The 20,548-nt window shown below is 55.7% G+C and carries 18 protein-coding genes; 5 read left to right on the top strand and 13 right to left on the bottom strand.

Translation table 11 applies throughout. The features are described from left to right. Nucleotides 1-136 precede the first annotated feature (136 nt). Nucleotides 137-2,527 carry a hybrid sensor histidine kinase/response regulator gene (locus BLP45_RS05455; protein WP_143002405.1) on the bottom strand — a complete coding sequence of 797 codons (2,391 nt, stop codon included), beginning with the start codon at nucleotides 2,525-2,527 and terminating at the stop codon, nucleotides 137-139. A gap of 201 nt (nucleotides 2,528-2,728) precedes the next feature. On the opposite strand from BLP45_RS05455, the gene BLP45_RS14335 reads away from it, so the two are divergent. Then, the gene (locus tag BLP45_RS14335) at nucleotides 2,729-2,917 is read left to right on the top strand and encodes a hypothetical protein (protein ID WP_143002406.1); all 189 of its coding nucleotides are present in this window, start codon (nucleotides 2,729-2,731) and stop codon (nucleotides 2,915-2,917) included. A gap of 52 nt (nucleotides 2,918-2,969) precedes the next feature. Here the strand turns inward: BLP45_RS14335 and BLP45_RS05465 are convergent, their stop codons facing one another. Together BLP45_RS05465 and BLP45_RS05470 are read right to left on the bottom strand one after the other, a co-directional pair. Next, entirely contained in the window at nucleotides 2,970-3,290 is a 321-nt protein-coding gene (locus BLP45_RS05465; protein ID WP_090370596.1) for a BON domain-containing protein, read from the bottom strand. A gap of 247 nt (nucleotides 3,291-3,537) precedes the next feature. Continuing rightward, the gene (locus BLP45_RS05470; RefSeq protein ID WP_090370598.1) at nucleotides 3,538-5,367 is read right to left on the bottom strand and encodes a CbiX/SirB N-terminal domain-containing protein; all 1,830 of its coding nucleotides are present in this window, start codon (nucleotides 5,365-5,367) and stop codon (nucleotides 3,538-3,540) included. Nucleotides 5,368-5,512: 145 nt separating this feature from the next. Here BLP45_RS05470 and BLP45_RS05475 point away from each other — a divergent pair, with 145 nt between their 5' ends. After that, nucleotides 5,513-5,722 (top strand): hypothetical protein, encoded by a 210-nt coding sequence (locus tag BLP45_RS05475; RefSeq protein ID WP_090370600.1) that lies wholly within the window; start codon nucleotides 5,513-5,515, stop codon nucleotides 5,720-5,722. On the opposite strand, the gene BLP45_RS05480 is transcribed toward BLP45_RS05475, so the two are convergent. The 3 genes from BLP45_RS05480 to BLP45_RS05490 form a co-directional block, all read right to left on the bottom strand. After that, nucleotides 5,716-5,907: a hypothetical protein gene (locus BLP45_RS05480; protein ID WP_090370602.1), complete on the bottom strand. Its 192-nt coding sequence runs from the start codon at nucleotides 5,905-5,907 to the stop codon at nucleotides 5,716-5,718. The two genes, BLP45_RS05475 and BLP45_RS05480, sit on opposite strands and share 7 nt — an antisense overlap. Next, entirely contained in the window at nucleotides 5,904-6,122 is a 219-nt protein-coding gene (locus tag BLP45_RS05485; protein ID WP_090370603.1) for a hypothetical protein, read from the bottom strand. Before BLP45_RS05485 ends, BLP45_RS05480 begins: the two co-directional genes overlap by 4 nt. A gap of 321 nt (nucleotides 6,123-6,443) precedes the next feature. Continuing rightward, complete coding sequence (locus BLP45_RS05490; protein WP_090370605.1) at nucleotides 6,444-6,704, bottom strand: hypothetical protein; 261 nt, start codon at nucleotides 6,702-6,704, stop codon at nucleotides 6,444-6,446. Nucleotides 6,705-7,539: 835 nt separating this feature from the next. Here BLP45_RS05490 and BLP45_RS05495 point away from each other — a divergent pair. Then, the gene (locus tag BLP45_RS05495; protein ID WP_256327702.1) at nucleotides 7,540-9,042 is read left to right on the top strand and encodes a diguanylate cyclase domain-containing protein; all 1,503 of its coding nucleotides are present in this window, start codon (nucleotides 7,540-7,542) and stop codon (nucleotides 9,040-9,042) included. Between the two features lie 10 nt (nucleotides 9,043-9,052). Then, a complete protein-coding gene (locus BLP45_RS14905) occupies nucleotides 9,053-9,265 on the top strand; it encodes a hypothetical protein (protein WP_256327703.1) in 213 nt (70 codons plus the stop codon). Between the two features lie 72 nt (nucleotides 9,266-9,337). Here BLP45_RS14905 and BLP45_RS05500 read toward each other — a convergent pair whose 3' ends face one another. The 7 genes from BLP45_RS05500 to BLP45_RS05530 form a co-directional block, all read right to left on the bottom strand. Beyond that, nucleotides 9,338-9,607: a hypothetical protein gene (locus BLP45_RS05500; RefSeq protein ID WP_090370607.1), complete on the bottom strand. Its 270-nt coding sequence runs from the start codon at nucleotides 9,605-9,607 to the stop codon at nucleotides 9,338-9,340. 131 nt (nucleotides 9,608-9,738) lie between these two features. Then, on the bottom strand, nucleotides 9,739-12,282 hold the full coding sequence (gene glgP / locus BLP45_RS05505) for an alpha-glucan family phosphorylase (RefSeq protein WP_090370610.1): 2,544 nt from the start codon (nucleotides 12,280-12,282) through the stop codon (nucleotides 9,739-9,741). A 279-nt stretch (nucleotides 12,283-12,561) separates the two neighbouring features. After that, a complete protein-coding gene (locus BLP45_RS05510; protein ID WP_090370612.1) occupies nucleotides 12,562-12,861 on the bottom strand; it encodes a hypothetical protein in 300 nt (99 codons plus the stop codon). Nucleotides 12,862-13,039: 178 nt separating this feature from the next. Continuing rightward, complete coding sequence (locus BLP45_RS14910; protein ID WP_256327704.1) at nucleotides 13,040-13,216, bottom strand: hypothetical protein; 177 nt, start codon at nucleotides 13,214-13,216, stop codon at nucleotides 13,040-13,042. Nucleotides 13,217-13,422: 206 nt separating this feature from the next. Next, nucleotides 13,423-13,617 carry a KGG domain-containing protein gene (locus tag BLP45_RS05520; protein WP_090370614.1) on the bottom strand — a complete coding sequence of 65 codons (195 nt, stop codon included), beginning with the start codon at nucleotides 13,615-13,617 and terminating at the stop codon, nucleotides 13,423-13,425. A gap of 214 nt (nucleotides 13,618-13,831) precedes the next feature. Beyond that, nucleotides 13,832-14,728, bottom strand: coding sequence for an SDR family oxidoreductase (locus BLP45_RS05525; protein ID WP_090370616.1), 897 nt, complete (start codon nucleotides 14,726-14,728; stop codon nucleotides 13,832-13,834). Nucleotides 14,729-15,157: 429 nt separating this feature from the next. Then, nucleotides 15,158-17,959: a hybrid sensor histidine kinase/response regulator gene (locus BLP45_RS05530; RefSeq protein WP_090370934.1), complete on the bottom strand. Its 2,802-nt coding sequence runs from the start codon at nucleotides 17,957-17,959 to the stop codon at nucleotides 15,158-15,160. A 474-nt stretch (nucleotides 17,960-18,433) separates the two neighbouring features. On the opposite strand from BLP45_RS05530, the gene BLP45_RS05535 reads away from it, so the two are divergent. Then, nucleotides 18,434-20,539, top strand: a complete 2,106-nt coding sequence (locus BLP45_RS05535; protein ID WP_090370618.1) for a PAS domain-containing hybrid sensor histidine kinase/response regulator — start codon at nucleotides 18,434-18,436, stop codon at nucleotides 20,537-20,539. The last annotated feature ends 9 nt before the right edge of the window (nucleotides 20,540-20,548 follow it).

Genomic DNA, 20,548 nt, shown 5'->3' on the forward strand with positions numbered 1-20,548 from the left:
ACACCTCCCCTAAGCAGGATGGATAGAGCAGAGCGCAATCCATCAAAATACCCGGATCAGTGGGCAAATAACGGGCTTGTCAAGACGGAAAATAGGCCAAATCGCTTTGCCAAGGTGACAGCGCGTCAGGGTATTGTTACTTTCCCCTGTGCTCTTCTATCAGCGCCAGTAACTGCTTGAAATCAATTGGCTTGGTCAGATGAACGTCAAACCCGGCTTCCTTTGCAAGCATCTTGTCCTTTTCCTGTCCCCACCCGGTAGCCGCGAACAGGCGCATGTCCGCGCCCCATGAGGCGGCGCGGATTTCGCGTGCCACTTCGTAGCCATTGAGATGAGGCATGCCGATGTCCAGCAACGCGATGTCCGGCAGAAACCGCGCTGCCTCTTCCAAGGCTGCGCGGCCGTCGTGAACGGCCCTTGTCTCATGCCCGTCGCGTTGCAATAACATGGAAATCGCGGTGGCTGCCGCCGTGTTGTCGTCCGCGATAAGGATGCGATATCGCGCCTTGGCATGAGGAGATACATGAGATTCTTGCGACGCGTCAGACTCAGAATCAGAATGTGGCGGCAGTAAAGATGATGCTGGCTGGACTGGGGGGGTTGGCACAGGCGAGGCGATCTCGCGCGCCGTCGCCAGGGGAAGGCCAACATGGAAAGTACTGCCCTGCCCTAACCCGTTACTCTCGGCGCGAACCCAGCCGCTGTGCAACTCGGCGATGGCGCGCACCAGGGCAAGCCCGATACCCAATCCGGCGGCGGCCCGGTCGCTCTTGGTTTTCCTCTGCGAAAACATGCCGAATATTTCCTCGGTGCAGGATGGCTCGATACCTATGCCGTTGTCCCCAACGCTTATCACGACATTTTCAGCGCCCGTCTTGACATCAAGGGTGATCCTGCCCCCCGCATCGGTATACTTGGCTGCATTGGATAACAGGTTGGAGAAAACCTGGGTAAGCCGTATCGGGTCGCCGTAAACCACCACTGACGAAGGCGGTTTTGTTACCGACAACGTATGATTGGGCCCGTCGATAAGAGGCTGTACGGTTTCCAGCGCGGAGTCGATGACGGAAGCCAGCGTCACGTTTTGCTTGTGCAGCGTCATCCGCCCCAGCGTCAGGCGCGACACATCCAGGAGATCGTCCAGCAGAATCTTCATCGCCTTGCATTGGCGTTGAACCACCTGCGCCGCGAATTCGCATTGGCTGCCGTCGAGTCCCGGCGACTGCATCAGCCGCGCCGAGCTGTCTATCGCCGCGATGGGGTTGCGCAATTCGTGTGAAAGAGTCGCGATAAACTCATCTTTGCGCCGATCGGCATCCTGCAGCCGCTCTGCGATAAGCAGGCGCTCGATGAAATCGGCCGCCTGCCGCGCGTACAAATCCAGTATTCTCAGTTCACGCTTGGCCGGCATATGCGGGGTGCGAAAATGCGTGGACAGCATGCCGAGCGGTTTTCCATCGCGGCTGAACAGGGGCGTGGACTGGACTGCCCGGTAGCCGGCGCGGTTGGCGACCGCGCGGTGGATTGCATAGCGTTCGTCCACCTGGACATCCTCGATCACCATCCGCTGCTGGCTGGCGAGCGCGCGCGAGCATGCCGCATCGCCCTCCGCATCGACAGTTCCGAAATAGTCGAGAAAATCCTGTTTAAAGCCTTGGTGAGCGGCAATGGTCAATGATTTAGTGACTGGATCATACAGCTGGATCGTTCCCATATTGGTCCCGAGCAACGCAACGGCCGCTCCCAGGATTTCTTCCAGCGCGGACGGCAGATCCGAGGTGTTCACCAGGCGAGAACTGAGCGCATGGAGACGATTCATGGAGGAAAGCTCGGCTTCGAGGCGGCTTTGGGCCTCCCGCAGTGCTTCCGCGATCCGTTCGCGTTCTGAAATCTGGTCTCGAAGCGCCCTGTTTGCCACCGACAACGCTTTCGTGCGCTCGTCTACCCGTTTTTCCAGGAAGTCGCGCGCATTCATGCCCTTATCTATGGAACGAATAAATTGATATGCTGCCGAGGCAAAGCGTGACAGGCTCGCCAGCAGGCGAACATCTTCCCCGTCGAACTTGCGGTCGGGAGAATGTGCGATCACCCATACCGTTCCAATAGGCTTCTTCCCATCATGAAAAGGCAGGAGTAAAAGCTCCGCAATGGGCGGTATGTTGGGCGGAAGGGCGAAAAAACTGGATGGTTTTTCAATCAGGATGGGCGAATCGCGCTCTATCACCATCCCGCAGGGGCTGCCGACCCGAACCATCAAAGTGCCGATATTCTTTTCCAGCAATCCTGCGCACGCATCCCAGCGGAACGACTTTCCATCAGATTCGAGAATATTGACCCCGGCCGAGTCGGCGTGGCATAGTTCAAGCGCCACCTCTGTCAGCCTCTGCAGCAAGTTACGCGGATGATTCGAAAGCTCATCGGCCAGGCCAACAAGCGCGCGGCTTTCGGCCTCGAAATCCGCAACGCGGGATGGTCGCCTCAGCAACGCCCCGATCCCGGGGATTTTCTCCAGGGGAGGATACGGCAAGCTTATAAGATCCTCGTTGGTCAATTGCCACCTCTTGGCTCGAATGCATCCTTCTGCAAATATTGCCGCTTTAAAAAATTGTCCTTTTTTATCCTTTTTTATCTTGTAATGGCTTTTTTATATGCGCAAGTTCGCATTATTTCTGTGCGACAACGCTCATATACAAAAAAACCCTTTTTACAGAGTATCTTAAGAGAACAAATGAAGGCCGCGGTAGGTTCCGGGCTGGCGGGCGGGGTGTCCCCCGCCAGCATGCAATCCGTGCCGCTGGCGGATGCCGCCACACGGCGGGGCCGTCGCTCATACGGGATGCGGTTTTTGCCGGCGGGGGAATGGACAGGGGGACGGAGCAAGGGCATCCAGCAATCGGTTGTTCTTTCCGAACGCTAAAACCCAAGCCGGTTGTCGTAGCGTAACCGGCTAACACTTCTAATTGTTCCTTTCAGAGCTTGATGTGGTTAATGATCTTGGTAACGCCGTTCACAGAGCGTGAAATTGAAATCGCCTGGTTCATCTCGGACTGGCTCTTCGCGTTTCCGCTCAGCACGACAACACCATCCTTATCCGTATCGACGTTGATGTTCATCGGGCTGACGTGCTTGTCAGCAGCCATTTTCGCCCTTATTTTTGTGGTTATTACCGAGTCCTTGCTGGATTCTCCGGCACTTGAATGATGCCTGTTCTTATCCCCGGAATACCCGGCGGTGGGTGTCAGCAACAGGCCGATGACAAAACAGCCTGCCGCAAGTTTGATTGTTTTCATGGCTCATCCTTAAAGGATTTTGATTAAAGGTTGCATGGTTGCACGCGCTCACCGGCCTCGTATGTTCGCTTGATTACGTAAATCAAACCGAAGGGGAGACCGAAATAAGAAAAACTTGCCGAAGCAGGTTCTTGAAGAGAATTACCCGAAATTTCTGTCCCGGCAAGCCGCAAGACACTTTCCATCCGCCCCGGAGGCGTAGGATGGGTGCAGCAAAGCGAAACCCATCACCAGCTGTTGATCGATTTCACCACCACCCTTTTTCCGGGTATGAAACATAATTCTCCGCCTCCACCGTGGCCATTCCACTACTGCGCGCATCGGCGAATTGCGCCAACCCCGTCTTGACGTTTTCATCCACCCATCGCACAAACATCGGATGCGGCGCAAATCCGCTGCCTAAATCATATTCCAGTCCGGCCAGGAATTTTTTCTCGGGACCCACGCCGGTGGTTCTCGCGGGGATCACAATGGCTCTTCCACCGCCACTTTTTGCCTCTTCAACGAGGGTACGGATCTTGTCGATCCAGGGTGCGCGCTTGTCGGGCCAATCTTCCCGCCAGGTAGCCACCTTGATCGCCCGAAATTCGCCGCTGGCGCCATTGGCCTTCCGCATATGCTCCGCGATTTCCTCCAGCCTCCTGTTCCATTGCGCATTCTGGTGGTCGCTGCCGGAACCGTGTGCGACCAGGATAACGGTATCCTGCGCCGGATTTTTTGATAGCGTGCGCGCCCGGTCAAGCAGCGCGGCGGCAAACAGGGGGCTGGAGCCAAGACCGCCCACTGTTTGAATTGGCAGACTGGTACGAATACGGGAACCCGGAACAGCACTGACTGCTCCATGTCCATGTCCATGGCCATGGCCATGACTGGCATGGGCGTCGGAGGCGTTCTGGACTCCACTTTCTATATCCAGTCCGGCCATACGCTCGATACTCTTGCGAAAGCTGTCTTCCATGGCAAATACGCGCACGATTACCGCTGCTCTTGCGCCGCGCTGCTCCAGCTTGCGTAGTGCGCGTTCGATGGTCGCCTGGTCCGCCATGGAGAACGCAAACTCGATTTTGTACCGCTCCATCAGCGGCTGGACTGCCTCGCGCATGGTCTCGTTCCAGTTAAAATCGGAACCATGGGATAAAATCACCACACCGACATCCTCCCTGGCAATCGGCTGGCTCCGGTTTGCTTCGCGTTGCAGCCAGGTTGCCAGGTTTCCCGTCGCCGCGCTGGCATCGGTGCGAATATCCGGCTTGCCATCGGCCAGAAGCTCAACGCCGGAAGGCAGCAACCGTTTCAGCCCCCCATCGAAAGTCATCATACTGTCGAACTTGGGACCGAAATGAAACGGCACCACGAGGGTTTTATGCGTTCCATCCGCGGCGCTCCTGGCTCCGTCCGCTGCCTCGGCCAGTCCCTGTTTTAACCTGGCGGCGCGCTCCTCCGCATCGTCGTCTTTTTTATCACGGCCGATCACTACGTTGATCGATGAAAAACCAAAACCCGCAGCCGCTTTCTCTGCGATACGTTGCCAGTCCGCCTTCATCTTCCGTTCGCTTGCGTCATCGATGGCTCCATAACCGACAACCACCACGCTGGCAGCCGCGGGTTGCGAGATGACGCGAAATTTATCGGCCAGATCCTCAACTGCAAGGAAGCTCTCGCCATAAGGACGCGCATAGGAAATGGGAACCGCCGGCTTTTCGCCTTCCAGCAGCTGGCAGGCAAGTTCATAACGCGGCGCCGCGGCGGAGATAAACAGGGGAATCACCACAATACGCTCGGCCCCTTTCTTCAGGAGCATATCCACACCGCTTTTGAGATATTTCCGGGTACGCTCGTCGGTAACGAATATCAATGAGGCATTGCGCCCTTTGGCAAACATGTGGAACTCATCAATAATCTCCTCGTTCCCCACAAAGCCGCGATCCGCGGCCAAAACCAGGAAACCTGTTTGCCTGTCCTTTCTACTGAGGGCCTCATTCGCAAAGGCAGGTTTGATCAAAGCCGCGCCCAGCAACGCCGCCAGGATAAAGCAATAAAAGCGTTCAAGCGTTGACATGTATTTTTGCCTGTTCATATCTTCCTCGTTAGTAAACCTGATAATACTCGCAGAGTTTGCGGGAGCATAGGGAACCTTTGAATATGCTGATTTTGTCACTGACAGGCTTGACGGAAGGATTATTCAGAGGCTCCTCTTCGAGGATAGGTTCCAGGAAAGTTCAATGAGGGTTGGCAGCAATGCTCGCAAGAGCCCGCTTGTGCCCCTACCTGCCCTGCCAGCCATATCACTGGATGTTGAAGGTGTCGAAAGCGGGGCACAGGGAGGCAGTAAAGGCAATGGAGCGAGCTGGTTGCGGGAGAAAATTGGCATTGGGGCTGCTACGCTTGAATTTCTACCGGACGATATTTCATTCGCTGCTCTCTCTCAATAACCGCCGCCCCCGCCTCCACTTCCGATTCCGGTGGCGCCTCCACCCGCACTGCTTCCGGTACCGCTACCCGCGCTGCTACCTGAACTATACCCCGAGTTGCCGCCGTCTCCCCGCCAATCCATATCCGTATCGTTCTTCGATTGGCCGTCCTTCTTCCCGTATCCCTGGTTTTGACCGGGCTTCATGGTTTGCGCGCCGGGAATACGCGGCTTGCCCCGTGTCCTGGAATATTATCCTGCCCTTGCATACCACCTGCCCCTGGCGGAGCGGCGCGTTGTCCTGCCGGGGTTACCAAACCGCCCTCGGCGCGCAGAACTCCGGCCGCTCCCACGCCGATGACCAGCGCGGTCAGCGTCAGGGAATGAATAAGCGTGTTTTTCAATATCGCGAATCTTTTCATGCGAACTCCGCAAATAATAAAGAGCGACAGAAAAGCGAGCGTTCTGCGCCCTTCCTCAAAATGATGCCACTTACCAAAAAGATGAAGTTCAAGTGCCGCAAAAAGTTTGTTTGCGCTAGCAGCCTGTCGGACTTGAATCGATGCGAGAGAGTGACCTGGCGAGGACAGATTTTGACGATTCTGAAAGCCAATAGTTGCTCTATTGGTCGAAAAAGCGGTGAAATATCTCCCGTCCAGACGCTTTTGCAGCCGATTTCCGTTAAGCCCGGCAGGCTGCCAGCTGCTGATTTCAGCTCGCAGAGTCCGGGAGAATCACAGAGTTCAATGATAGCGCGTCGCGGTGTCACCGAAACGGGCGAGGAGCCCGTCGGCATCCATGCCTGTCCTGCCGGCCATATAGAAACCTGCCTGAATATCGATGTTATCGGAGGCAGGGTGCAGCACGAGCATATGGAGGTGATGGGCGATGGCCGACTGGGTGGCGCGATCGGGAGGACACCGCCGCCTGGTGGTTAGCCATGACAAGGCGGCTAACAGCAGCCTGACCGAGGGTTTATCGTGCTGGTCTTTGAAATTTTTCATAGGGTAAAAACGACTGTGACAACCGGAAGATGCTCCAAATTATGTGACTGCGATGGCGGTGACTGCCCGTATGAAAGCTTCTCCATTTACAGACAGACGGAATACAGGTGCTCTCTTCTCAAAGAGTGTTCCCGCTATAGGTAATGCTAATAATAATGATAATTATTGTCAATAATAGATTGTTCCTCCTGCTCAAGGAGCATGAGGTGTTAACAGTTTTCCTCCACAAAATTATGCTTGTACGACTTGAAAAAAAATGGCTGCAAAAGCGCTATTTTCCGCTACAAACCCCCAAGCATGATCGACCGTTAGTTTCCGTACAGACTCCACTTCTTGAAAGAGGCATATTTATACATGGGCGCGTACGAGCTGAAGCTATATACGATACCACTCAATGTCATCAGGGTTGCCTTGAGCAGCCGTGAATCGTTGTTGAGGCAGGCAGCAAGCGGAAGCCAGGCGTTTTCGTCTGATGACGAATTGTGCAAAAATCTGCCAGGCCTCGGCTAATTTTCGCTGAGCAGTGCGCAGAGCGCCGCGAAATGTCCAGCAGCGCCACTTGATCTCTGTCCCGGAGAGCCGGTTGCAAATTGGGACGGTGAAATTCGTGTAATTTAACCATCACTGTCTACGATACAGAAGAGAAGTGAGCGAACAGCGAGGGCTCGATATCGCTGCAACCCGCGGGCGCAGATGATGCCCGGCGGTACTTTTACAGGCTTCTGCGAAGGAAATTGACTATCGCGACGCGGCCTTTTGAGGCTGGTCCAACTGGATGGAGCGCGTCGATGGGTTTTTACTTTCTTTTTTTGTTCACGTATCAAACCGCTAAAAAATGACTAGAGAGCGTAATAACGAGCCACGCCAATCAGGTCTTCTTCAGGAGGAAAGGAAGGAGGAAGCTGAAGACAGCGTGGTTGAATCATTCGGGGGGAATGAAAGCAAGCAGGACATGCTGTTGCGATCTGCCGCCGCGCAAACTTCCAACGCCATTCTCGTGGGGCGTGAGCGTGCCGAATACGAGCTAGACTGGGCAAAAAAAGCATTGGAGGAAAAAACGGCGGAACTTGATCGCTCTCTTTCCATGTTGCGAGCAACCATAGAATCGACGGCCGACGGCATTCTGGTCACAGACGAGAATGGCAAGATACTTTGCTATAACCAGCTTTATCTTGAGATGTGGCAAATGCCGCGCGAACTCATGGAAACTGCGAGACACCCGCCTCTCATCCGATATTGCTGCAACCATTTGAAAGATCCTCAGCAGTTCACTCTGTTAACCGAAAAAATTTATGCGACATGGCCGCAACAAACTTTTGATATGCTTCATTTTAACGATGGTCGGGTGTTTGAACGATATACGAAGGTCAAGCTTGTGGAAGAGGGAAACACAGGTCGTGTCTGGAGCTTCAGAGACGTCACAGAACGCAAACAGGCCGAGGTCCTCACAGCACAGTTGGCGGCCATCGTGGAGTCCTCGTATGATGCAATCATTGTCAAAGATCTCAACGGTATCATTACGAACTGGAATGCCGGCGCCGAAAGAATTTTTGGCTATCGTGCGAGCGAAATCATAGGTTGTTCCATCTATGGGTTGATTCCCTCTGACCGTTTGGAAGAAGAAAGCAGAATCATGGGTCTCATCAAGAGCGGAAAAATCGTAGATCATTTCGAGACCGTGCGGTGGGGCAAGAACAACAAGCCAATTGATGTTTCCGTTACGATATCACCGGTGAAGGATGGTACAGGCAGGATTATTGGCGCATCCAAGGTTGCGCGCGATATTACCCAGCGCAAAGAGTCGGAAGAGCGCATTCAGCATCTCGCCTACTACGATTCGCTGACCGGCCTGCCTAACCGCGCGTTGCTGGCAGATCGCATGAAAATTGCCATCGGGAACGCTGCCCGGTATTCCAATCGGTTGGCGTTATTGTTCGTCGATCTCGATCGTTTCAAGCTGATTAACGATTCGCTTGGCCATGAAATTGGCGACAGGCTGCTTAAAATTGTCGCAGAGCGCATGCAATCCGCAGTGCGCCGTACCGACACGGTAAGCCGGCGGGGAGGTGATGAGTTTATTGTCTTGCTAAGCCAGATTGAAGCCGCGGAAGACGCGGGACGGGTTGCCGAGAAGCTCATTGCAGCGTTGTCTCTACCCTATTCAATAGAGGAACATGAGCTGACGATCACCGCAAGCATAGGGATAAGCCTTTATCCGGACAGCGGTAACGATGCAAGCAGCTTGCTCCGCACCGCTGATACGTCGATGTATTCTGCCAAAGAGGCCGGCCGGAACCAGTATAAATTCTATTCTGAACACCTGGCCTCGGGCAACTGAAAACGCAGCCTTGAACGCGACTTGCGCTGGTGCTGGATGTGGTGAAATCTTCACGGTAGACCAGCCGCAGATAGCGCTTTCAACCGGACGTGTTATCGGCACGGAAATACTCCACTGGAACGTAGTAATTGACGATTTCGGTATCGGCTATTCCAGCCTGTCGTATTTTCCGGTGCTCTCGCGAGGGCATTCGACCGTTCGCTTCTCGTTTCCCTGCCTCTGAGGCAACCCAAAAAGCCCCACGCCATGGACTACCTCGATGAGTTGGTCAAATATTCTCTAACTCCGATATTCCCTAGTACCGGTCAAGCGGCGCCGGGCCTTCTCCCGGATGTTCGTTCCTGTTGTCTTTGTGCGGTTCGGATCCGGTAATGGACTTTGCCTCCTCGTGCGTCTGCTGTTTTTTGGCAGCGCGCTCTTCTATTTTCTCTTCAGCCCTGTTTCCATGAGTTTCATCACTGACGGGGTCGCCTTCATCCACGGATTTTTCCGGTGACTGGTCCGATGTCTGTTCAACTGGTTCGTCCGCTGACTGATCCGCTTTGTTTTCAGGGGAATTTCCCATGATGGCTCCTGGAATGAGTGTGGCAACAGCGCCAAACAATATGCTATACCCGCGTTGCAGGCACATTCAGTGCGATACCGTACAACCGTGCGGCAGCCAGGCAATACCTGTTCAGGTAGCCGTTGCCAATATCATCGCTGCCATAGAATTTGCGGGGCTTCCAGGGGAACGGTTACGCCATCGTGGTTTGGTATCAGGCGCGCCGTATAGTCGGAGGTGGCACGGGCGGCAGGCACCCTTGCTTCATATGCATAACCGTTGCTTGCGGCCAGTTGATGCAGGCGCTTCATCTCCTGTCGCACCGGCGTATTTTCGATAATTCCCTGGGCATACAGCTCGACACGCACCGCATCCGGATCGAGGTCATCGAAATAGACCTGGACCGTGAATACATGCTGCCCGTTGTCAGTCTCGACCGTCATTTCGCCGAAGCGCAAGGCGAACCATTTCCGTTCCAGCTCCTGCTGCCAGTTTGAAATTTTCTTGCCAAGGGCGCAGTTGCCGGCAGTCCGCTCGTGATAGGCAACGGCGGACGGGAGGTAGTGTTGCAGCGTATATTCCCGCACCACGCGATTTGTCGAAAAGCGAGGTGTCAACTGCGCCATGCTCTTTCGCATGCGCGTCACCCAGGCAACAGGAACGCCTTGCTTGTCGCGGTTATAGAACTCGGGAATCACCTCGTATTCAAGCAGGTTGTAGAGAGCTTCCGCTTCGACAGCGTCCCAGGCGGGATCATCGCCGTGTTCCTGCCCGTCCCCTAGCGCCCACCCCAGTTCCGGCATGTAGGCTTCCGCCCACCATCCATCCAGTACAGATAGATTGATGCCGCCATTGACGAGTACCTTCATTCCGCTCGTCCCGCTCGCCTCCCAGGGTCGCCGCGGCGTGTTGAGCCAGACATCCACTCCCCGGACCAGCTGTTCGGTCAATTGCATGTCGTAGTCGCTAAGAAAGATCACGGAGGCGCTCGCCCCGGCGCGGCGGATAAAATGCGTCCACTCCCGAATCAGGGCCTGACCGGCTTGATCCGCGGGATGCGCCTTGCCCGCCATGATGAGCTGCACCGGGCGCTTCGGATTATTCAATAACCGCAACAGCCGTTCCGGATCATGCAACAGCAGGTCCGGTCTCTTGTAAGTTGCGAACCGCCGCGCAAAACCCAGCGTCAAGGCGTCGGGGTCAAGCAAGCGCTTTGCGGCTTCAGCGGTGTGCGGCAACGCTCCCGATACGGCGAGTTGCAGGGACAGCCGTTCCCGGACGAACTCAACCAGCGCCCTGCTCTCCGCCAGGCGGAACCGCCAGAGATCCAGGTCGGAGACGCAGAGGATATTCTGCTCCAGCGTTTCCGTTGTCCCCAGCCATGGTCCTTTTCCGCAGGCCAGGGTCCAGAGCTTGTCGGCGGCCTCGGAATCCCAGGTGGGGATATGAACCCCATTGGTCACATGGCCGACCGGTACTTCTTCCGTGGGCCAGCGTGGAAAAAGGGGTGCAAAGAGATGCCTGCTCACGCGTCCATGCAAGCGGCTCACGCCATTGACCGCCCCGCTCCCGCGAATCGCCAGGTAGGCCATGTTGAAAGGCTCTGAGGGATCATCGGGATTCTTCCGGCCCAGGGCCAGTAAATCGCGGCGCGTTATCCCGAGTTGCCTTTCAGCGTAGTCACCGAGATATTGTTCAATAAGAGCTGGAACGAAACGGTCGAAGCCGGCAGTCACCGCGGTATGCGTGGTGAACAGATTGCCCGCGCGTGTAACGGATAGCGCGGCATCGAAAGTCTGTCCGGTTTCCTCCATGAAACGGCGGGCACGTTCCAATATGGCAAATGCCGCGTGGCCTTCGTTCAAATGGCAGACTTCCGGCTTGATGCCGAGCGCATCCAGCAGCTGCCATCCGCAAATTCCAAGAAGCAGTTCCTGCTTGAGACGCAATTCCGGGCCGCCGCCATAAAGCTCGCTGGTGATGCCCCGGTGCGCCGGAAAATTTGCCGCATCATTGCTATCCAGCAGATACAGCTTCACCTTCCCTACCTGCACTTGCCAGGTGCGTACCCAGACGGAGTAACCTGGGAGCTTGATTTCCAACCGCAGCCATTCCCCATCCCTCCGGCGCAATGGCGTAATCGGCAACTGCCCGGGGTCGTTATACGGAAACAGGGCTTCCTGGCTTCCATCCTTGTTGATCACCTGCCGGAAATACCCTTGCTGGTAGAGCAGCCCCACACCGACAACCGGTACGCCGAGATCACTCGCGGCCTTGAGCTGATCGCCGGCCACATTGCCAAGCCCGCCCGAATAAATCGGCAGTGCCTCGCTTAACATGAACTCCATGCTGAAATAGGCGACGCACGTGAGCGAAGATTGCGGGCATTTTTGTTGGAACCAGGCTGGCACCTTTGCCGCGTCGCGCTGCGCTTGCACAAGGTCATCGACATTCTTGCGGAACGTGGGATCGGCAAAAACGTGCTGGAGCTTCTCCCGCGAAACGGTCTGTAAAACGACCCAGGGATTATGCGTCAGCCCCCAAAGCGCCGCATCCAGTTGTCGCCATATATGATCCGCATCGTGCCGCCAGGACGACCGCATATCCAGCGCCAGCTCGGCCAGGGAATCGAATCCCTCTACGTCTCTTGCGGCCTGAGGCGCATAGAGCGGTTTGTCACCCGTTGCGGGAGTCATTGAACCTGCATCCGGCATGTAGCGCACTCACCAGCAAGGCAGACGTCAAGCGCCGAAAGAAGTCATAGCGAGTCATGGCTCAACTTGCCAAAGAGCGGGCCCATGAGTTGAAGAACTGAACGCGCATGAAGTGACGATTCAAGAAGTCGTGCTTAATTCTCATTACGCAACACTGCCGGCAGAAATTTCAGGCAGATTTGAGGCCCGACCAGCAAGGACACTGGTAAGGCGAAGATATATAAAAACAGCGCGGGCACGTTCCAGCCCGCGCTTCGCTTATCAGGGGTTCGGATCCTTGCGATGTTTGCTCGGGTCCAATTTGTGCTCTTTGTCCCGCTTTATGTCTTTCTCTACACTGCGGTCAATTTCTTCCTTTGCCTGGCCCTTCACCCCCTCTGACTGATCGTAGTCCTTCTTCGGCTTTTGCGAAGACTGGCCTGATGTAGAGCCGGAAGAACTTGCGGAATCCTTGTCTCCTGAGCCGTAACTTTGCGCATGCCCGGCGCCAGCTAGGGCCAAGGCGCTCAAAAGCGTCAGGGCTTGAACTGTCCGGCCTTTCAAAATTGTCTGGAAATTCATGATAGCTCTCCTGTAATAAAAAATGTATGTGAAAACACCCGACAGGGTTGGCAACCGGATGCAATCTAATCGTCTTTCACCTTGATGAGCTTGCCGTCTTCGGCGACTTTAATTTCAATCTTCTTGCCATCGGGCTTCCTTACTTCGGCTTCGTAGACGGTAATTGGCTTGCCAGCCACTATTTCCTTGCATCTTTCTCGACTTCCTCGATTTTCCCGCCGCCGGCGTGACTGGTTATTGTTTTCTGGCCCTGCGCCGGCACATCAGACCATTGAACTTTTTCATCGGCAAAAGCCGAAGCGGCGTATGCCAGCGTATTCGGCAGGGCAAGTAACAGAAATGCCTTATTCATCATATTTTCCTGTATCTATCGGTATCAATATGAGAGGGTGGAGATATCCGCCTACGAATTGCATGGCGAGCCGAGGTTTAATAGCCACCGGTTTCGGCGGCGCCTCCTAAGCCAGTCAATAATGACCGGTAACACGGGCTGCTTCTCCACGCATTAAATAGAAGAGCGAAAAAAGGTGAAGGAATCCCCACCTTTTTCCGCAAATGGCATTAACCGTTTTTATGGCTCTGGCTGCCGGCCTTGGCGTGCTGCCCCGAGCTCCCCCCACGGCTGGAGGAAGACTTGGAACTGCTCGCGTGGGAAGCCTTCCCGCCCTTGCTGGCAATTTCCCGCTGTTTCTTTTCGTCCATGGAAGCAAAACCGCGTTTGCTCTGGCCGTCGCCACCGCTTTTTGATGTAGGCATGTTTATCTCCTTGTTGGCTGATTGCTGACTATGAAATTTTCCGCCGGCATCCTTTTTACCCAACACGCATTGATGTCTTCGGAAGCGCTATCTTCACTATGAAAAGCTAAAGATATGTATTCATGTTATGCGGCAGAATTGCCTTTTTATGTACGGAGACGCACATAAACTCAAAAAAATCAAGGTGGATTCCTCAGAATGGAAACAAGTCACATCAAGATTCATCAAGCGCGTGGCCGTAAATCAAGCCAGTTTTTCCGGGCTCGTATAACGTGCCTTCGGGATGACTTGGCGCGGAGTTTTCCTGTTGACTTTCCATCCGTCGGGCAGACATTTTGTCGCCAAGGCTCGGCATCAGCTTCGCTATCGTGGTGTTGACAACCGACATCGCACCAACCTTTATATCGCGGCCGCCGTCGGTTGCCGCTTTCAGAATCGCTTCGGCAACTTCCTCGGGGTCGATCAGGGGCGGCGGTAATTTTGGTTCCCTGTCCATATAGTTCTTGGCATGCTGCGGATACGGCGTATCGACGGCGGTCGGCTGAATCAGCGTAATCGATACCGGTGCCTTGTCCACGTCTTCGACTTCCACGCGAAGCGCATCGGTAAATCCTTTGACCGCGTGCTTGGATGCCGAATACATGCCCTGCAGCGGCACCACGGCTTCGGATACTTCGCTGCCCACATTAATGAGAGCACCGCCATTCGCTTTCAGCTGTGGCAGGGCGGCAAGCGAGCCATTTACCACGCCCCAGAAATTTGTGTCGAAAAGGCGCCGGCTGTCGGCTTCGCTGACTTCGTCCAGGCGGCCAAAGATCGATACGCCGGCGTTATTGATCCAGGTGTCGATACGGCCGAAGCGAGCGATGGCTTCCTGGGCAACGAACAGCATTCTCTCTCGATCGCCGACATCCGCGACAACATGCATGGCTTCACCGCCGGCATCGACTAATTGCGCCGCCAGATCCTGAAGGGTCGCTTCGCTGCGTGCGACCAGCACTAGCCGCGCGCCGCGCGCCGCGGCCAGTTTTGCAGTGCAAAGGCCGATGCCGCTTGAGGCACCGGTCAGAACGATCACCTGTTCATTCAGAGGTTTAAGTGAAGCGGACATGGTTTTCTCCCTGCTAAATTACCATAAACAACGATGAAAATGACCGGCTACAAGTCCAAGGCAAGCTCTCGGAGATACGTCGCTGCTGAACGGAACCGACGTGCTTGAGCAGATTCCATAAACTCTCTGGAAGAGCGAAGTAAAACGCCATTCATCATCCATTTACCACCCATGGAAAAACTGCGCCGGTTGCAAAAGTGGTTGCGCCGGCTGCGGTACCGCGGTCCGCACAAGCATCAAACCGGGAATGACCCAAGACTGGATACTATGGGCAATATCTTGCGCTAGCTGTGCAGTAGCGCACTTAACGATATGCGGGGTGCCGGCCGGCTTGGCGCAGACATCCGGGGACAACGCATCAAAAAGTATGCGCAAAAAAAGGCGAGAAAAGACACGTGGGCGCGGCAGACAGGAAAAACGGGATTGACTCTACATCGCAGCGATCAAATCCTCAAGGACCTTGAAATCCACCGGTTTCGTCAGGTGATGATCGAAACCGCTGGCACGGGAAAGCCGGCGGTCTTCCTCCTGGCCCCACCCGGTCAGCGCCACCAGCTTGATATCCTTGAATTGCGGCTGCTCGCGGATACGGCGTGCGACCTCGTATCCGTCCATGCCCGGCATGCCGATGTCCATCAGGATCACGTTTGGCTGATAGTCCGGAATTGCCGCAAGCGCCGCCGGCCCGCTGTTCGCGACCTGAACGTTAATGCCGATTGATGCAAGCAGCATGCCAAGGATTTCCGCGGCGTCATGATTATCATCGACCACCAGGACGCGCAACCCGGGGGGCGCCGGAACCGCTTTCTCCGGTCCGGCGCTTTTCGCGCGTGCGGATACTTCCGACAACGGCAGGCGCACGACGAATTCACTGCCCCGATCCTTTCCTTCACTTGTGGCTTCCACCGTGCCGCCATGCATTTGCAGCAGACGGGAAACCAGGTTAAGCCCGATGCCGAGACCCTCATGCGCCCCCACGCCGTTACGGCGCTCCTGCGCAAACATGTCGAACAAACGCGGCAACATGTCCGGCAGGATACCGATACCGTTATCCCGTACGGATACAACGGCATTATCGCCTTCCTGGCGCGCGGTCAACCAGATCTGCCCGCCATTCCTGGTATACCGCGCCGCATTATTGAGCAGATTGGTAAATATCTGCTCCAGGCGAACGGCGTCGGCATGGACAATCAAAGGCCCTTCAGGAATGAATACGCTCAATGTATGTCCTTTTTCGTTGATCAGCGACATGCTCGCTTCAACGGCGTTGCGCAGCACGCCAGCCAGTTCGGTAGGCGCCTGCCGCAGTTCGATCTTTCCGCTGGTAATGCGCGATATCTCCAGCAGGTCATCCACCAGGCGAACCATGTAATTGACCTGCCGGTTGATGACCGGCAGCAGGCGGGGAATAGCTGCGGCGCCATCGGGGCGCGCGATAAGCGCCAGTGCGTTGGAAATCGGCGCAAGCGGATTACGCAGCTCATGCGCCAGCGTAGCCAGAAATTCGTCCTTGCGGCGATCGGTCTCCTTCAACGCTGTTTCCGCACTGACCGCATCGGTGACATCTATCGACAGGCCGGCATGTCCCGCATACTCGTCGGCCGCGGTAAACCATGGCAGCGCATACGATTCAAACCAGCGCCATTCGCCTTTGCTGGTTTTCGCCCTGACGCGCTGCTGAAAACGGGAACGGTCGCGCAATACCTGCTCGAACGCGGCGAGGTAACCGGTTGCATCGTCCGGATGAATAATTGAACGCCAGCCAACACGCATCAGCTTTTCCGCCGTCACTCCCATCATCTCCACGAATCGCGGGTTGACATACACCGGGTTCCCGCGCGCATCCACTTGCCAGATCAGGGCGGGCGATGCTTCCGCCACGGCGCGAAACCTTGCCTCGCTCTCCCGCAAGCTCTGCTCGGCGCGCTTGCGCTCGGTTATGTCAATCACATATTCAACACCTTCACGCTCGCTGAGTTGTTTTGCGGAGAGCAAAGCCCACCAGCGTGACCCGTCCTTGCGAAAAAACTCCTTCTCGTAGGGTGTGGTCCGTCCCGTGGCCTTGAATTCCTCGATACCTCGCAACGAAACTGAAGTCCATTCCGCCGGAGTCATTTCATCGCAGCGCAATCGCCCCGCCTTCTCATCCTCGCGGCTGAAGCCGCTCATCGCCAGGAATGCATCATTGGCTTCCGTAATATTGCCTTCCGAATTCAAGAAAATGATGCCGACCGTATCGATCTGAAGTGCGCGGCGAAAACGGATCTCGCTCTCGCGCAGCGCCAGCTCGGCTTTTTCACGCTTTTCCACATGTGCAGTAACATCGATGCCATATACCAGGATACGCTGGCAAGCGCCATTCTCATCGACCAGGGGCAGGTAACTGACATCGATAAATCGCTCCTCAGGAGAGTCGCCAGGTGTGCGAACGACTTTTACCGGCTGCTCGAATCCAATGAACGGCTTGCCGGACGCCATTACCTGGATCAGGCTGTGCTGGAAGCCGTCCTGCGCTGCTTCAGGGAGCGCTTCGAAGGCCGGGCGGCCGATCAGCTCGCGATGGCCCACCAGCTGATAGAACGCCTCATTGGCGAACTCAAAGACGAATTCCGGTCCGCTGAGCACATACAGGAATGACGGCGTGTTGCGGAATACCTCCTCGAACAGTTGAATCCGTTTTGCCTGCAGCGCCTCCTGGAGACGGATGCGTTCCGCTTCGAGCGCGCGCGTGCGGACCAATTCGGTCGTCTCGGTTACCGTCAGGAGCACCCCTCCGGGCAGGCCGGCGTCGCCATCGCCATGATTGAAAATGTCGCCGGGAACGGGACTGAACGTGAGTTTGAAGAATCCCTCTTCGGGGGTCCCGTTGCGGTTTACGGTTAACGGTTGATCGTCGAAGGTGAACGACTCGCGCCGCTGCATGACGCCCTGGCAGACCGGCTCGGTAAAACTCCATGCCTCCGGCCAGCATTCCCGCGACGCCCGGCCCAGGCACATGGGATGCTTGGCATTCATCATGTCACGACTACGGTCATTATAGATCTGTATGAGCTCCGGACCCCAAAGCAACGTGGCAGGCGTTGGCAGCAACAGCACAATGTTAACTGCGATCTTGAGGCTGGCGGGCCACGCATGGACCGGACCCAAGCCGGACTCCGTCCAGTCGTGGACATAAATGAGCTCGCCCATTTCGCTGCCGCGCAGCCAGGCCGGAATTTCAGACTGATTCATGGATAATCTCTTCTCCGTTTTCTGGTTGGCGTTCCTGGTCCTGATGTCTGGAGGGTTCACCGGTTGCGATAGTAAATCCGAGCGGCGATAAAAAGAAAAATGTTCGCTCAGACATTCGCCCTTTCCCATTCCAGATTAGCACAAATCTTGCAAGGCGGCCTTCATGCCGGTCTGAGCAACCACCGCCAACACCCTTGCTTTATATGCTTCCGGCTGTTCCGGCCAGGCATTACTTTCTCCATGTATCCATGAACCAGGCGTTCGCGGCGGACCAGCGCATAATCCGGTGGTAATCATCCGCGTTCAGTCGTATATTACCCCTTACGAAGCACGGGCTTGGCGAGCACGCGGTCCGCGGTTTACGTCCGGCGCGGATATTTTATTGACCTGAATCTGAATGGGGTTATACTCAAACGCGCTGATGGGGATAGGCGTTTGTCACCACGTCGCGACAAATCAATGAAAGGGAAAGCAATGATAGAAGAGAATGAGGAGAAATTGCTGCGTTCCGTTGCTTTGCAAACCTCCAACACTATTCTCCGGGCGCGCCAGCGTGCCGAACACGAGCTCGAGCAGGCCAAAAAATCACTGGAAGAGAGAGCGAGGCGGCTTGACCACTCTCTCTCGATCCTGCGCGCCACCATAGAATCCACTGCCGATGGAATCCTGGTTACCGATGAGGACGGCCTGGTACTGCGATTCAATGAGCTGTATCTGCGAATGTGGCCGATTCCCCAGGACATCACGAATTTGAGCGAACACCGGCAACTGCTGAAATACTGCTGCAAATCGTTGAAAGATCCCCAGCGGTTCCTGGAAAGGACGGCACAGATTTACGCCTCCTGGCCGGCGGACAGCCACGATTTGCTGGAGCTTGCCGATGGCCGGGTTTTTGAACAGTTTTCCAAGATCCAGTCCATTGACGGCCAGAATATCGGCCGCTTCTGGAATTTCAGGGATGTGACGGCGCGCAAGCACGCCGAAGAAGCCGTACGGGAAAGCGGCGAGCGCCTGCGCTTCATGGCGGAGTCCATGCCGCATAAACTATTTACCGCGCGAGCTGACGGCGGCGTGGACTATTTCAATCAACAATGGAGGGATTACACCGGGCATAGCCTTGAGCAGATGGAAGAATGGGAGTGGACCAAGCTCATCCATACTGACGATGTGGATGAGCATATCAGACGCTGGCACTACTCTCTCGCCACGGGAGAACCTTTCCAGATGGAGCACCGCTTCCGGCGGGCCGACGGGCAGTACCGCTGGCATTTGACCAGGGCCCATGCCAAGCGCGATACCAAAGGAAATATATCGATCTGGGTCGGTTCGAATACCGATATAGACACCATCAAGCGTGCCGACGAAGAGAAAAAGCAGCTGCTTGAGAATGAACGGATCGCGCGAAGCGAAGCCGAACGGGCCAACCACATCAAGGACGAATTTCTCGCGACACTGTCCCACGAACTCAGGACGCCGTTAAATGCAATTCTTGGATGGTCCCAGCTCATTCTGCAGGGGACGATGAGCAAGGAGGATATCCAGCGCGGTTTGGAGACGATCGAACGAAACGCGCGCGCCCAGAATAAGCTTATCGAGGATCTGCTTGAAATGAGCAGCATCATCTCGGGGAAAATAAGGCTGGACGTCCAGCGCCTGGACCTCGCCGGCGTCGCCGAGGCGGCAATCGAGTCGATGGCTCCGGCGGCAGAGGCCAAAGCGATCCGGCTGCGGAAAATCATCGACCCATCGGCCGGGCCGGTTTCGGGCGACCATAACCGGCTCCAGCAGATCATCTGGAACCTTCTTTCGAATGCGGTCAAGTTTACACCCAAGGGCGGCCATATCGAGGTTATCGTCGAACGTGTGGAGTCACATATCGAGGTTACGGTGAAGGATTCGGGGCTGGGTATCAAACCTGAATTCCTGGCATACGTTTTTGACCGTTTCCGGCAAGCCGACTCTTCACTCACCCGCAATCACGGCGGACTCGGCCTGGGGCTTGCCATCGTGAAGCAACTTGTGGGGCTTCACGGGGGGACGGTTCGCGCGGAAAGCGCCGGCGAGGGGCAAGGAGCATCCTTTATCGTCAGCCTGCCCGTGGCCCCCATCCGCGACGGCAAAGATCGCGCCCACCCGGCAGCACCGAAATACCGTGCCTCCTCGCCTTCTAATGGCGATTACATCGGGCTCTCCGGGGTGACGGTGCTGGTGGTCGACGATGAGCTCGATTCCCGCGATCTCATCAATGAGATATTGACGCAATGCGAAGCCGAGGTCATCACCGCGGCGGGCGCGGCGGAAGGATTGGAAATCGTAAAGAGCCATCGTCCGGATGTGATGATAAGCGACATCGGCATGCCGGAACAGGACGGATACCAGTTCATTCGCGAAGTGAGGAATCTTCCGGCGTCTCACGGAGGAGCAACGCCAGCCATTGCACTCACTGCGTTTGCCCGGTCTGAAGACCGAACCAGGGCGATGATCGCCGGCTACCAGATGCATCTTTCCAAGCCTGTCGAATCGCACGAACTGATTGCCACCATCGGCAGTCTGACCAGGTGGATGCAGACCAAGAGGTAAGAACGAAGA

This window comes from Nitrosospira sp. Nl5 (genome assembly GCF_900102495.1).
Lineage (GTDB): Bacteria > Pseudomonadota > Gammaproteobacteria > Burkholderiales > Nitrosomonadaceae > Nitrosospira.